Origin of the sequence: Streptococcus gallinaceus (assembly GCF_024170225.1) — a bacterium.
GTDB classification, from domain to species: domain Bacteria; phylum Bacillota; class Bacilli; order Lactobacillales; family Streptococcaceae; genus Streptococcus; species Streptococcus gallinaceus.
The window spans coordinates 54,234-68,038 of the sequence record NZ_JALJXU010000006.1 but is presented as its reverse complement, the minus strand read 5'-3'; the positions used below and the strand labels follow the sequence as shown (position 1 = coordinate 68,038).

13 protein-coding genes are annotated in these 13,805 nt (G+C 41.3%); 3 read left to right on the top strand and 10 right to left on the bottom strand.

Translation table 11 applies throughout. From position 1 onward, the window contains the following. Positions 1-161: 161 nt before the first annotated feature. Together J2T50_RS07995 and rnjA are read left to right on the top strand one after the other, a co-directional pair. Entirely contained in the window at positions 162-392 is a 231-nt protein-coding gene (locus J2T50_RS07995; RefSeq protein ID WP_253365477.1) for a DNA-directed RNA polymerase subunit epsilon, read from the top strand. A 3-nt stretch (positions 393-395) separates the two neighbouring features. Continuing rightward, on the top strand, positions 396-2,078 hold the full coding sequence (gene rnjA, locus J2T50_RS07990; protein ID WP_253365473.1) for a ribonuclease J1: 1,683 nt from the start codon (positions 396-398) through the stop codon (positions 2,076-2,078). A gap of 77 nt (positions 2,079-2,155) precedes the next feature. Here the strand turns inward: rnjA and J2T50_RS07985 are convergent, their stop codons facing one another. The 6 genes from J2T50_RS07985 to J2T50_RS07960 all read right to left on the bottom strand — a co-directional run bounded on the left by J2T50_RS07985 (position 2,156) and on the right by J2T50_RS07960 (position 8,624). Next, positions 2,156-2,743, bottom strand: a complete 588-nt coding sequence (locus tag J2T50_RS07985) for a CHAP domain-containing protein (protein ID WP_253365471.1) — start codon at positions 2,741-2,743, stop codon at positions 2,156-2,158. Between the two features lie 123 nt (positions 2,744-2,866). Further along, entirely contained in the window at positions 2,867-4,213 is a 1,347-nt protein-coding gene (gene glnA, locus J2T50_RS07980) for a type I glutamate--ammonia ligase (RefSeq protein WP_253365469.1), read from the bottom strand. Between the two features lie 27 nt (positions 4,214-4,240). Then, positions 4,241-4,603, bottom strand: a complete 363-nt coding sequence (locus tag J2T50_RS07975; RefSeq protein WP_253365467.1) for a MerR family transcriptional regulator — start codon at positions 4,601-4,603, stop codon at positions 4,241-4,243. 74 nt (positions 4,604-4,677) lie between these two features. After that, the gene (locus J2T50_RS07970; RefSeq protein WP_253365465.1) at positions 4,678-5,193 is read right to left on the bottom strand and encodes an FUSC family protein; all 516 of its coding nucleotides are present in this window, start codon (positions 5,191-5,193) and stop codon (positions 4,678-4,680) included. 284 nt (positions 5,194-5,477) lie between these two features. After that, on the bottom strand, positions 5,478-6,674 hold the full coding sequence (locus J2T50_RS07965; RefSeq protein ID WP_253365462.1) for a phosphoglycerate kinase: 1,197 nt from the start codon (positions 6,672-6,674) through the stop codon (positions 5,478-5,480). Between the two features lie 75 nt (positions 6,675-6,749). Then, positions 6,750-8,624, bottom strand: a complete 1,875-nt coding sequence (locus J2T50_RS07960; RefSeq protein ID WP_436300270.1) for a heavy metal translocating P-type ATPase — start codon at positions 8,622-8,624, stop codon at positions 6,750-6,752. A 184-nt stretch (positions 8,625-8,808) separates the two neighbouring features. On the opposite strand from J2T50_RS07960, the gene J2T50_RS07955 reads away from it, so the two are divergent. Beyond that, complete coding sequence (locus J2T50_RS07955; protein WP_253365458.1) at positions 8,809-9,357, top strand: TetR/AcrR family transcriptional regulator; 549 nt, start codon at positions 8,809-8,811, stop codon at positions 9,355-9,357. A gap of 106 nt (positions 9,358-9,463) precedes the next feature. On the opposite strand, the gene gap is transcribed toward J2T50_RS07955, so the two are convergent. The 4 genes from gap to fusA all read right to left on the bottom strand — a co-directional run bounded on the left by gap (position 9,464) and on the right by fusA (position 13,749). After that, positions 9,464-10,474, bottom strand: coding sequence for a type I glyceraldehyde-3-phosphate dehydrogenase (gene gap, locus J2T50_RS07950; protein ID WP_253365456.1), 1,011 nt, complete (start codon positions 10,472-10,474; stop codon positions 9,464-9,466). 158 nt (positions 10,475-10,632) lie between these two features. Beyond that, the gene (locus J2T50_RS07945; protein WP_253365454.1) at positions 10,633-10,917 is read right to left on the bottom strand and encodes a hypothetical protein; all 285 of its coding nucleotides are present in this window, start codon (positions 10,915-10,917) and stop codon (positions 10,633-10,635) included. A gap of 354 nt (positions 10,918-11,271) precedes the next feature. After that, positions 11,272-11,511 carry a hypothetical protein gene (locus tag J2T50_RS07940; protein WP_253365452.1) on the bottom strand — a complete coding sequence of 80 codons (240 nt, stop codon included), beginning with the start codon at positions 11,509-11,511 and terminating at the stop codon, positions 11,272-11,274. A 159-nt stretch (positions 11,512-11,670) separates the two neighbouring features. Next, positions 11,671-13,749, bottom strand: a complete 2,079-nt coding sequence (gene fusA, locus J2T50_RS07935; protein WP_253365451.1) for an elongation factor G — start codon at positions 13,747-13,749, stop codon at positions 11,671-11,673. Between the last annotated feature and the right edge of the window lie 56 nt (positions 13,750-13,805).

Sequence of the window (13,805 nt, the reverse complement as noted above, 5' to 3'; positions counted from 1 at the left end):
TCTTTTTACAACCGTATCATTTATGATATAATAAATGTAATTGCTACGTTCAAAAAATATTACTATTATTACTATTACTCGGAAAAATTGCATACCCATTTACCAGCTGGCTAACCTATCTGGTATTTTTCCGGACAATCGTTGCAACAGAAAGGAAACTTATGATTTATAAAGTATTTTACCAAGAAACAAAAGAGCGTTCTCCTCGCCGCGAGCAAACTGTCTCACTTTACTTAGAAGTAGATGCAGCTACTGAATTGGAAGGACGCATTATCGCGCGCCAATTAGTCGAAGAAAACACAAGCTACAATATCGAATTCATCGAATTACTCTCTGAAAACCACCTTGAGTACGAAAAAGCTCACGCAGATTTCAAACTTACGGAGTTCTAATCCATGTCATCTATCAATCTAAAACCTCAAGAAGTTGGCGTTTACGCCATTGGTGGTTTGGGAGAAATCGGGAAGAACACCTACGGTATCGAGTACCAGGACGAGATTATCATCGTTGACGCTGGTATCAAATTCCCTGAAGATGATCTACTCGGGATTGACTACGTTATCCCAGACTACTCTTACATCGTTGAAAACATTGACCGCGTAAAAGGACTTGTCATCACCCATGGTCACGAAGACCACATCGGGGGTATTCCATTCCTCCTCAAACAAGCCAATATTCCTATCTATGCAGGTCCATTGGCCCTAGCCTTAATCCGTGGCAAACTAGAAGAACATGGGCTCTTACGCGATGCAACCCTGCATGAGATCCACCAAAATACCGTTCTCACATTTAAAAACCTCAAGGTTAGCTTCTTCCGTACGACTCACTCTATTCCAGAACCTTTAGGAATTGTTATCCACACCCCTCAAGGGAAAATCGTCTGTACCGGAGACTTTAAGTTTGACTTTACACCAGTTGGAGAACCCGCTGACCTCCATCGCATGGCAGCTCTTGGCGAAGAAGGCGTTCTCTGTCTTCTATCCGACTCTACAAATGCTGAGATTCCAACTTTTACCAATTCGGAAAAAATCGTTGGCCAATCCATCATGAAAATCATCGAAGGCATCCACGGACGTATTATCTTTGCTTCCTTTGCCTCCAATATTTTCCGTCTGCAACAGGCCGTTGAAGCCGCCGTTCGTACGGGTAGAAAGATTGCCGTTTTCGGACGTTCAATGGAAAAAGCCATCGTAAATGGTATTGAATTAGGCTATATCAAAGCACCTGAAGGGACCTTTATCGAAGGAAACGAGATTAAAGAATACCCTGCTGGCGAAGTCATGATTCTCTGTACAGGGAGCCAGGGTGAGCCTATGGCCGCACTTTCACGTATCGCCCATGGAACACACCGCCAAGTGCAATTGCAACCTGGTGATACTGTTATCTTCTCATCTAGCCCAATTCCAGGCAATACAACCGGCGTCAACAAGCTGATTAACATCTTGATTGAAGCAGGTGTAGAAGTTATTCACGGTAAGGTCAATAATATCCATACATCTGGGCACGGTGGTCAGCAAGAGCAAAAACTCATGCTCCGCCTGATTAAACCAAAATATTTCATGCCTGTTCACGGTGAATACCGTATGCAGAAAATCCATGCTGGCTTAGCCGTTGATACTGGTGTGCCAAAAGAAAATATCTTTATCATGGAAAACGGTGACGTGCTAGCACTAACCAAGGATTCTGCTCGTATCTCAGGTCATTTCAACGCACAAGACATCTACGTAGACGGAAATCGGATCGGTGAGATTGGTGCAGCCGTCCTCAAAGATCGTCGCGATTTATCAGAAGACGGTGTCGTTCTTGCTGTCGCAACTGTCGACTTCAAGACACAAATGATTTTGGCTGGACCGGACATCCTAAGCCGTGGCTTTATCTACATGCGTGAGTCAGGAGACCTGATCCGTGAAAGCCAACGCATCCTCTTCAACGCTATTCGTATCGCCTTGAAGAACAAAGATGCTAACATTCAAACGGTTAATGGCGCCGTAGTCAATGCACTTCGTCCATTCCTCTATGAAAAGACAGAACGTGAACCAATCATTATCCCAATGATTCTCACACCAGACGAAGACTAATATCTGTAACTAGCCCCTCCAGGCTAGTTTTTTTATTTGCCCAACATAAAAAGGCTGGACTTCTGTCCAACCTTTTCTTATTTTGTATCTGGAGCGTAGATATAAGACACGACCGCATTGCTTGATTCCGTTTTCGGATTAAAAGCACCACGGTAATTGTTGATAGCTGGATTACCAGCATAATTCGCTTCCTTGACTTGAACCATCCCATCTGCTGCCACTTCTGTCACGACTGCCACATGACCAAAACCACCGTCTGACCATACCATAACCGCACCAGCTTTGGGTGTGTCGCCAACTGTGAAGCCAGCCACTGCTGCACTTACCGCCCAATCATTCGCATTGCCCCAGTTATTACCAACCCAAGGTGCCAACTCTTTCGCTCCCCATGTACACTGACCCACTGCATAAGTATTAGGGGTCATCACAACTACTGGCTTTTCTTCTTTTGCTACTTTCTCCGCTTTCATCGTCTTACTCGTTTCAGCAACCTTAGCAGAAACTGTTGACGATGTCTTAGACAAATTTACCACTAAACTTTTACTGGTTTCCGCAGGCTTTATTGCTGCTTGTGCCTTAGGACTTCCTACAAACAGAAGCATTGTGAACACAAAACCTAGTAAAATTAAATATTGTTTCTTTTGTAACACAAATGTACCTCTCATTTCAACAGACTATAGCATATCGTCTTTTTGTGACATTTAGATGAAGAAAGTGTTACAAATATTACAGAATTCTTATGATTTGAATACCCATATTAAAAAGCCTCAATTCCCGAGGCTTTCTGTTTAATAAACGTCCAAATAATTATCAATTTCCCATTGAGAGACAAAGGTTGCATAGCTTGCCCACTCAATGCGTTTAGCTTCGATAAAGTTTGTAAAGATATGATTTCCAAGCGCCTCTTTGACCACTTCGTCTTCTTGAAGCGCCTTAAGGGCATTGTGAAGAGTTGAAGGAAGGTCGATAATACCTGTTGCCTTACGTTCTTCAGCTGACATGGCATAAATATTTGTTTCCACTGGTGCTGGTGCTTGGATTTTATTTTCGATACCATCCAGACCCGCTTCCAACAATACAGCTAAAGCCAAGTAAGGGTTAGCCATTGGATCCACCGAGCGCAATTCCAAACGAGTTCCCATACCACGAGAAGCAGGTACGCGGATCAACGGTGAACGGTTACGACCTGCCCAAGCGATGTAAACCGGAGCTTCATAACCTGGAACCAGACGCTTGTAAGAGTTGACTGTTGGATTGATGATAGCCGTGTAATTGTAAGCATGTTTCATCAAGCCACCAAGGAAATAGTAAGCATCTTGTGACAATTGCATACCACGTGGGTCTTTTTCGTCAAAGAAGGCATTTTCACCCTTGTCATTGAAAAGAGACATGTTGCAATGCATCCCGCTACCAGCAATACCGTATTTTGGCTTAGCCATAAAGGTTGCATAAAGCCCATGTTTACGGGCAATAGTCTTAACAACCAATTTGAAAATTTGAATATTATCACAAGCTTTTAAGACGTCTGCGTATTTGAAGTCAATCTCATGCTGACCAACAGCGACTTCGTGGTGACTAGCTTCTACTTCAAAGCCCATTTGAGTGAGGACGTTGACAATTTCACGACGTGTATTGTCTGCCAAGTCTGTTGGAGCTAGGTCAAAATAGCCACCTTTATCATTGACTTCAAGAGTTGGGTTGCCATTTTCATCCAATTTGAAAAGGAAGAATTCAGGCTCTGGACCCAAGTTAAAAGACTTGTAGCCGATTTTTTCCATGTGACGAAGGGCGCGTTTCAAGTTACCACGAGGATCACCTGCGAATGGTTCGCCTTCTGCTGTGTAGATATCACAAATCAAACCTGCAACTGCACCATTTTCATCTCCCCAAGGAAAGACAGTCCATGTATCCAAGTCTGGATAAAGGTACATGTCAGACTCGTTAATCCGAACGAAACCTTCAATAGAGGAACCATCAAACATAGCCTTGTTAGACAAAACCTTTTCCAACTGTTCTTCTGTAGCTGGAATTTCAACATTTTTCATCACACCCAAGATGTCTGAAAACATCAAACGTAAGAAGGTAACATTTTTTTCTTTGACTTCGCGACGAATGTCAGCAGCTGTAATCGGCATTTCTTTCTCCTTTGTAGAAACCAATACTTAAAAACGGAATGAGTTAAAACCATTTGGTGAGGTGGTAAATCCTCCCACCTTCGTCAGCTCATCGTGCAAGATTTGACGGACTTGACTATCAGATAAGGTCTGCTTACGGGCCAATTCCTTGGCTTCATACTCACGCTTAATGGCTGCAATATTGTAGCCATCTGCAATGTAGTCCTTAATCTCCAACAATCTGTCCATGTCATTTAACGAATACATGCGGCGATTGCCCTCATTTCGGTCTGGCTCAATCAATCCCTGTTCTTCATAATAACGAATTTGACGAGCTGTTAAATCTGTCAATTTCATAACTGAACCAATTGGAAAGACCGCTAATGAACGACGTAATTCTTTTTCTCTCACGAAAGCTCCTTTCTGAATACCATTATATTGGATTATTTCCATGTCGTCAAGAGTTTATGTTAGAACTTCTAACATCATTCGGATTTAAGACGTTTTCTAAGGCTATCAATATCTGAATTGACCATGATAGCCACAAAAACTCCTATAAAAGTCTCAAATACACGACTAATTGCATAGAGAATCGAGTGCCCAGCTGGAATGGAGAGAGCGATAATCAGCATGGTTGCGACCCCGCTAATAATCCCAGCCTTATTATTCATGGCATAGTTAGTCATAATTGTTAACATTGTAAAAATTGGGATAAAAATGACCGTTACCCAATATTGTCCATGGAACCAATCCTGCAAAAGGAAGTACAAAAGCGCGTAAAAACCACCGATAGAATTGCTTAAGATACGCGATGAACCAAAATGTACACTTTTATCAAAATCTTCACGGAGACTAAACACTGCTGACAGCGCTGCAATCTGCAGGCCATCCATCTTTAAGACACCAAAAACCAGAGCAAGCACAAACACTGCTAACCCCGTCTTAAAAGTGCGCATCCCAAGTTTAAATTTCTTAGGATCAAAACGATACTTTTTTAACATACTTCTATTTTATCACGGAAAAGCAATATTTTATCAATTTCTCCCTGATTTTTTCATACCTAGCTATAGAATCCTCTCACTGCCCTAGTTATCTATAAGACAGAAAAAAGAAGGCCTTGCTCCACTTTTACAACACAATGCATAGAAAAAAGCACCTAACGGTGCTTTTTCTAGCCTTCACGGCTCGCAGTAGCTGATTGATGGTTCATTTCGCACAGCTCATGACCAATCTAATCAGCCTTGCGGGGGTGCGTCAACAAAATCAAAGATTTTGGACTTACCGCCTATTTCTCAGTAAGTGCTGCCAAACCTGGAAGTACTTTACCTTCTAGTAATTCCATTGAAGCGCCACCACCTGTAGAGATCCATGAGAATTTGTCTGCACGACCAAGGTTGATTGCAGCTGCAGCTGAGTCACCACCACCAATGATTGATTTAACGCCTGGTTGTTTCACGATAGCGTCCATCACACCGATTGTACCTGCTTGGAAGTCAGGGTTTTCAAAGACACCCATAGGACCGTTCCAGACAACTGTTTTTGCACCAGTCAACACTTCATCAAATTTAGCGATTGATTTAGGACCGATGTCAAGACCAAGGAAGCCTTCTGATACTGCTTCGCCTTCAGTGTCGCGTACAGTTGTGTAACCTGCAAATGAATCTGCTTCTTTTGAGTCAACTGGCAAGATCAATTTACCATTTGCTTTTTCAAGAAGAGCTTTCGCAACATCAAGTTTGTCTTCTTCCACAAGTGAGTTACCGATTTCGATACCTTGCGCTTTGTAGAATGTATAAGTCATCCCACCACCGATAAGGACTTTATCAGCTTTTTCAAGCAAGTTTTCGATAACACCAATCTTGTCTGAAACTTTTGAACCACCCAGGATCGCTACGAATGGACGTTCTGGAGTTTCAACAGCTTCTTTGATGTAAGCAATTTCGTTTTCAAGAAGGAAACCAGCAACTGCTTTTTCAACGTTTGCTGAGATACCAACGTTTGAAGCGTGCGCACGGTGAGCTGTACCGAATGCGTCGTTTACGAAGATACCATCACCAAGTGATGCCCAGTATTTACCAAGTTCTGGATCGTTTTTAGATTCTTTTTTACCGTCAACATCTTCAAAACGAGTGTTTTCAACAAGAAGAACTTCTCCGTCTTTCAAAGCGTCGATAGCAGCTTCCAATTCAGCACCACGAGTAGCACCTGGGAAAGCAACATCTTGACCCAATTTAGCAGCCAAATCAGCAGCTACTGGTGCAAGTGATTTACCAGCTTTGTCAGCTTCTTCTTTCACACGGCCAAGGTGTGAGAAGAGGATAGCACGTCCACCTTGCTCGATGATGTATTTAATAGTTGGAAGTGCCGCAGAGATACGGTTGTCGTTTGTGATAACGCCGTCTTTCAAAGGTACGTTAAAGTCCACACGAACGAGAACTTTTTTACCTTTCAATTCAACGTCTTTAACAGTCAATTTTGCCATTTGAAAAGACTCCTTAAAATTTTTATACTCCTCATTATACCATATTTCCTTATATAATTCTAAAGAAATCCACCTCTATTTGTGATTTTTGTAACGAAGAAGACGAAGTCCATTCAGAATAACTAGAATAGTAGAACCCTCGTGTCCAACCACCCCTAAAGGAAGAGTAATTTGTTGGAACAAGTTACTGATAATCAAACTAGCAATGACAAGCAAGGCAAATACGATATTTTCCATCACAATGACCCGCATTTTTTTAGACAAGCCAATTGCAAAGGTGAGGCGAGTCAAATCGTCAACTAGGACAACATCCGCGCTTTCCATGGCAATATCTGTACCGGTCGCAACTGCAAATCCGACATCTGCCAAAGCCAAGGCCGGAGCATCATTGATTCCATCGCCAACCATGCCCACTAAACCGTATTCTTTTTGGAAGTCTGCGATGTACTTAGCCTTGTCTATCGGCAAACAATTGGCTACAACACGGTCAATTCCTAGTTCGCTAGCAATCGCTTGCGCTGTTTTTTCTTGGTCACCTGTCAACATAATCGTGACAATACCGATTTCTTTCAAGTCCGCTAACACTTGTTTGCTTTCCTTACGCACTTGGTCTGCCAAGGCATAGATCGCTTGCAAAATACCATCTGCACTAACGAATACCAAGGTTTGTCCCTTAGCTTCGTGTTCATCCATAAATTGCTGTGTTGCAGGCGCTAGAGGTTGAGATAGATTTTCTAAGATAAAATCTTTTTTACCAATTCTCCAGATCTTAGCTTGAAATACAACTTCAAATCCCTTACCAGTCACATCGGTCAATTGGTCCAGTTCAACTTGAGCTTGCTCTGGATAAAAGTCAAGCAAGACTTGCGCAATCGGATGACTGGTCTTGTTCTCAGCAGATACCACCACTGCAGCCAGCGTTTCATCCGCCACCTCCGAAGCCAAATGCAGAGCTGTCACACTTGGTTTCCCAATGGTTAGGGTTCCCGTCTTATCAAAGACAATTGCCTTAAGACCAGCCAGATTATCAGCAGTATCACCACCTTTTAAAATCATACCCATACGCGCGGCACAACTAATAGCTGACAAACTTGCAGGAGTACTACTTGCCAATAAGGCACACGGAGAAGCAACTGTTAATAAAATCATACCACGGTAGAAGGCATCGTGAAGAGGCCAACCAAGCACAAGACAAGTAAAGATGATAAAGGTTGGCACCAAGAACAAAACTCCCTTTACATAGCCATTTTCCAACTTATCGATAAAAGTTGTCGTCTTACTATTACGTGCCTGAGCCTCTTCCACCATATTCACAATTTTTGAAAACAGGGTGTTATCATTTTCAACTAGCACTTCCAACTCAATCGTCTCGCTCTGGTTGATGGTACCCCCAATAATCGTTTCTCCCGCTTTCTTTTCAGCAGGGAGGGGTTCACCCGTTACCATAGATTCGTCAAATAAAGCCATTTCAGACAAGAGCGTTCCATCAATCGGAACAGATTGCCCCTTTAAGACTTGCACCCGGTCTCCAATTTTCAAATCAGCCGTAGGGATAACAGTGACTGTTCCATCTTCTGATAACAAACGGGCCTCATCTGGTGTCATCGCCATCAACGATGAGATAGCTTCTGTACTTTTAGCCATGGCCAACACTTCCAAAGTGGAAGAAAGGGAAAAGATGAAGATGAGCAAAGCCCCTTCCAGCCAATACCCAATAATCCCTGCCCCAAAAGCAGCCAAGACCATTAAAATATCAACATTCAAGTGTTTGTCTTGAAATAACTCTTCAAAACCTTCCTTAGCAGACTGATAGCCTCCCACTAAAAAAGCCGCTATAAAAAGAATTGTTTCTGCTGTCGAAACTTTCAACAGTGAACTCACCAAACCTAGTAAAATCAATACCACACAAGTTGTTGTAATAAGGATACTCTTCTTTGTTTCTGAAATCATTTCGATTACCTCCATTCCTACTATTTTCTAATAATTTTAAGAAAAAACCTTGTTCTTGAAATATTAGAATATCTCCTTTACAATAGTAGTATGACAGATTTTTATTGGCAAAAACAGAAACAGTTTGCCAATTTTGTTAGATACTGAACATCTCATTTAAATTGTCTAGGGGATTTTGATAGTAATGGATAAACGAATCGTAAAAACAAAAGAAGCCATTTTTGCGGCCTTTTTTGGCCTGCTCAACGAGAGCTCTTTTCAACAGATCAGCGTTGGTGACATTATCGAAAAGGCCAATATCGGGCGCAGTACCTTCTATAGCCACTTCACCAGCAAAGACGACCTCTTATCCGCTGTGTGCCAGCACCTTTTTGACCATGTCTTTGTAACAGCTTCCTATTCTGACCATCGATTGGTTGACAGAGATGACTTTGAAGACTCGCTGGCTGACCGTATTGCCCACCTCTTTTATCATTTCAAACAAAATGACGATAAGGTACTCACACTATTCAGACTGAACGATGATTATTTCCGTAGAAGTCTCCGTGAACAATTGGCACTCCATTTGTCTCCACCCGTCAAAGAATACTTCTTCAGCAATAGTACTATTCCACCATTGCTCTTGCAGGAACACATTATTTCAACTTTTATCACCTGCCTTAACTGGTGGCTACGCTATGCATCCGATAAAACTGCTGAAGACATTAGCCAATACTTTTTGGACCTTCTCTAAACGATTACAAAAGAACCCTGAATCAGCTAGATTTGGAGTTCTTTTTTGCTTTTTCTAAAGTATCAAAAAAAGAGCCTAACGGCTCTTTTTATACTAAACAATCGAATTATTTAGCGATTTTTGCAAAGTACTCAAGAGTACGAACAAGTTGCGAAGTGTATGACATTTCGTTGTCGTACCATGAAACAACTTTAACTAATTGGTTTCCGTCAACTGTTTGTACTTTAGTTTGAGTAGCGTCAAACAATGAACCAAATGAGATACCTACAATATCTGAAGATACGATAGCGTCTTCAGTGTAACCGTATGATTCGTTTGAAGCTGCTTTCATAGCTGCGTTGATTTCTTCAACTGTTACTTCTTTTTCAAGAGTAGCAACCAATTCAGTTACAGAACCTGTTGGAACTGGAACACGTTGTGCAGCACCGTCAAGTTTACCGTTCAATTCTGGGATTACAAGACCGATAGCTTTAGCAGCACCAGTTGAGTTAGGTACGATGTTAGCTGCAGCAGCACGAGCACGACGAAGATCACCACCACGGTGTGGACCGTCAAGAACCATTTGGTCACCAGTGTAACCGTGGATTGTAGTCATCAAACCTTGTTTTACACCAAAGTTATCTTGAAGAGCTTTAGCCATTGGAGCCAAACAGTTTGTAGTACATGAAGCACCCGAGATAACTGTTTCAGTACCGTCAAGAATGTCGTGGTTAGTATTGAATACGATTGTTTTAACATCGTTTCCACCAGGAGCTGTGATAACAACTTTTTTCGCACCGTTAGCGTGGATGTGTTGCTCAGCTTTTTCTTTAGATGTAAAGAAACCAGTTGCTTCAAGAACGATTTCTACACCGTCGTTAGCCCAGTCGATGTTTCCTGGTTCGCGTTCTGCAGAAACTTTAACGAATTTACCGTTAACTTCAAAACCACCGTCTTTAACTTCAACTGTACCGTCGAAACGACCTTGAGTTGTGTCATATTTCAACAAGTGAGCAAGCATTGCTGGGTCTGTAAGGTCGTTGATACGAGTAACTTCAACACCTTCAACGTTTTGGATACGACGAAAAGCAAGACGACCGATACGACCGAAACCGTTAATACCAACTTTAACTACCATTTATGATTTCCTCCTTATGAAAATCGTACGTTTAATTTATAAAAGGACAGGCCTTTTACCCAATTGTGAAAAAATTAACTTGTCAGTTTATAAACTAACAAATCGCTTTTCAACATTTCTATTATATACTGAATTGCCATAAAATGCAAGACTTTGACTCAAAAGATTGAAAAAAGATTCACAAAGTTTTCATGTAAATACATTCTATTTTCTAATATTTTTTTGCTTGCATCACAAGCAATATAAACTTCGTTTCCATCTATTTCAATTTGAATTTTCCATCGATTGATAAATTGCAAAAACTGTCTTGATTCATTCCACCGAATCAAGAGCAAAACTGCATAGTCATTCTCATCGCTATAAACCAAAAAATCTTTCTCTTGATTGCCAATAAAAACTTTTAATTCTTCCGGCAAGTAAATCTGATAAATTTCTAAAGACATACTTCTTCATCTGCTTCCTCATCGTTATAATAAACCCTCAACTCTTTCTCTCTTAGTTCATAAATAACACCCTAGAAACTAGCCAAAGAAAGTCTCCCATTTTCTAAAAAATGGATAGAGGCACAAATAGAAGAATATTCTGGAAAAACCACTAAAATTTCTTCTTGATTTTCATTATAAACAGGATACAATCTATTTGAAATATAAATAGCGTAGTCCCGCAATTGAAACTGGTGCATATTTTTCCTTCCTACGGACGAAGATATTTCCCCTGACGATTATATGTTCCGATTCTATTGTTTTGCTTATTAAATAATTTCCAGTAACTATCCCCGTGTGGACCATTCCCAGAATTCACCGCACGATCTCGTGACAAACGATAACCTTTGTAATAAAAATCACCAGCTCCACCACCAAGCGCACTTCCCCCCCTTTTTTATTAACAAATGCAGCTAAGGGGAGGCTTCTTCCTCCCCCTTCTAACATCTTTAAAGCACTCCGCTCAAAAATCATACTTATTAATGAATGTTCGAATGTTAAATCATTTTGCCATGAATTTGCATAAGTGATAGAGGAACCTAAATTAACGGACATAAAAATTATTGATATTACTACACTTAATTTTGATAAAATTCTTTTTATAAAAAACCTTGTATATTTTTATAAAATTATATCACATAAGCATGAGAGGGGCAATAAATTTTATGCAAAACTCACAAAAACCCTCACAAAGTGAGGGCTTAGAAACAATGATTATTGTCCACCGTTTTTCTTGATGATTTCGTCTTGTACAGATTTTGGTACATCTTCGTAGTGGTCAAATACCATCATGAAGGTACCGCGACCTTGTGTTGCTGAACGAAGAACAGTTGCATAACCGAACATTTCAGCAAGTGGTACATAAGCACGAACGATTTGTGTATTACCACGAGCTTCCATACCGTCAACACGTCCACGACGAGCAGTTACGTGACCCATAACGTCTCCGAGATTGTCTTCTGGAGCTGTGATAGTCACAAGCATCATTGGCTCAAGGATAGCTGGTTGAGCTGATTTAGCTGCTTCTTTAAGGGCAAGAGATGCTGCCACTTTGAAGGCTGTTTCAGATGAATCGACATCGTGGTAAGAACCATCGTAAAGTTTTGCTTTCACGTCAACGATTGGGTAACCAGCAAGGACACCGTTAGCCATTGATTCAACCAAACCTTTTTCTACAGCTGGAATGAATTCACGAGGAACCACACCACCAACGATAGCGTTTTCGAATTCGAAACCTTTACCTTCTTCGTTTGGAGTAAATTCAATCCAAACATCACCGAATTGACCTTTACCACCAGATTGACGTTTGAAGAATCCACGTGCTTGTGTAGAAGCGCGGAATGTTTCACGGTATGATACTTGAGGAGCACCTACGTTCGCTTCAACTTTAAATTCACGACGCATACGGTCAACAAGGACATCCAAGTGCAACTCACCCATACCAGAGATAACTGTTTCACCAGTTTCAACGTTTGTTTCAACGCGGAATGTTGGATCTTCTTCAGCAAGTTTTTGAAGGGCAATACCCATCTTGTCTTGGTCAGCCTTAGATTTTGGCTCAACCATCAATTGGATAACTGGTTCTGGAACTTCGATTGACTCAAGGATTACTTTTGCTTTTTCATCAGTCAATGAGTCACCAGTTGTTGTATCTTTCAAACCAACCGCAGCAGCGATATCACCAGCGTAAACTGTTTCAATCTCTTTACGAGTGTTGGCGTGCATTTGAAGGATACGTCCGATACGTTCACGTTTACCTTTAGAAGTATTCAAAACGTATGAACCTGAGTTAAGGATACCTGAGTATACACGGAAGAATGTCAAACGACCTACAAATGGGTCAGTCATGATCTTGAAGGCAAGAGCTGCAAATGGCTCTTCATCAGATGCTGGACGAGTTTCTTCAGCGTCTGTATCTGGATTTACACCTTTGATAGCTGGGATATCAAGTGGGCTTGGCAAGTAGTCAAGAACTGCATCAAGCATCAATTGAACACCTTTGTTTTTGAAGGCTGAACCACACAATACTGGGAAGAATTCAACGTTGATAGTCGCTTTACGGATACCAGCCATCAATTCTTCGTTTGTGATTTCTTCACCTTCAAGGTATTTCATCATCAAATCTTCATCAGTTTCAGCAACTGCTTCGATCAATTTTTCACGGTATTCTTCAGCTTGTTCAAGGTATTCAGCTGGGATATCTTCTTCAAGAATGTCTGTACCAAGGTCGTTAGTATAGATTTCAGCTTTCATCTTGATCAAGTCGATGATTCCGCGGAAGTCATCTTCTGAACCAATTGGCAATTGAATCGGGTGTGCATTTGCTTGCAAACGGTCATGAAGTGTTGATACTGAGTAAAGGAAGTCAGCACCGATTTTATCCATTTTGTTAGCAAATACGATACGTGGTACACCGTATTCAGTCGCTTGACGCCATACTGTTTCTGTTTGAGGCTCAACACCTGATTGAGCATCAAGAACTGTTACAGCACCGTCAAGAACGCGGAGTGAACGTTGTACTTCGATTGTGAAGTCCACGTGTCCTGGTGTGTCGATGATGTTAACACGTGTGTCTTTCCATTGAGCTGTTGTCGCAGCAGATGTGATTGTGATACCACGTTCTTGCTCTTGCTCCATCCAGTCCATTTGTGATGCACCTTCGTGAGTTTCACCGATTTTGTGAATTTTACCAGTGTAGTAAAGGATACGCTCTGTTGTAGTTGTCTTACCGGCATCGACGTGGGCCATGATACCGATGTTACGAGTTTTTTCCAATGAAAATTCGCGTGCCATGAGGTTGTTTCTCCTATAAAATTTTTAGTTTACTTCTTATTATACCATTATTTATA

What these genes read in the sequence shown, in the direction of transcription:
- J2T50_RS07955 (WP_253365458.1), top strand. Translation starts at nt 8,809, where the DNA reads ATGGATAAACGAATCGTAAAAACAAAAGAAGCCATTTTTGCGGCCTTT.
- glnA (WP_253365469.1), bottom strand. Translation starts at nt 4,213, where the DNA reads ATGCCGATTACAGCTGCTGACATTCGTCGCGAAGTCAAAGAAAAAAAT.
- rnjA (WP_253365473.1), top strand. Translation starts at nt 396, where the DNA reads ATGTCATCTATCAATCTAAAACCTCAAGAAGTTGGCGTTTACGCCATT.
- J2T50_RS07985 (WP_253365471.1), bottom strand. Translation starts at nt 2,743, where the DNA reads ATGAGAGGTACATTTGTGTTACAAAAGAAACAATATTTAATTTTACTA.
- J2T50_RS07970 (WP_253365465.1), bottom strand. Translation starts at nt 5,193, where the DNA reads ATGTTAAAAAAGTATCGTTTTGATCCTAAGAAATTTAAACTTGGGATG.
- J2T50_RS07940 (WP_253365452.1), bottom strand. Translation starts at nt 11,511, where the DNA reads ATGTCCGTTAATTTAGGTTCCTCTATCACTTATGCAAATTCATGGCAA.
- gap (WP_253365456.1), bottom strand. Translation starts at nt 10,474, where the DNA reads ATGGTAGTTAAAGTTGGTATTAACGGTTTCGGTCGTATCGGTCGTCTT.
- J2T50_RS07945 (WP_253365454.1), bottom strand. Translation starts at nt 10,917, where the DNA reads ATGTCTTTAGAAATTTATCAGATTTACTTGCCGGAAGAATTAAAAGTT.
- fusA (WP_253365451.1), bottom strand. Translation starts at nt 13,749, where the DNA reads ATGGCACGCGAATTTTCATTGGAAAAAACTCGTAACATCGGTATCATG.
- J2T50_RS07960 (WP_436300270.1), bottom strand. Translation starts at nt 8,624, where the DNA reads ATGATTTCAGAAACAAAGAAGAGTATCCTTATTACAACAACTTGTGTG.
- J2T50_RS07995 (WP_253365477.1), top strand. Translation starts at nt 162, where the DNA reads ATGATTTATAAAGTATTTTACCAAGAAACAAAAGAGCGTTCTCCTCGC.
- J2T50_RS07965 (WP_253365462.1), bottom strand. Translation starts at nt 6,674, where the DNA reads ATGGCAAAATTGACTGTTAAAGACGTTGAATTGAAAGGTAAAAAAGTT.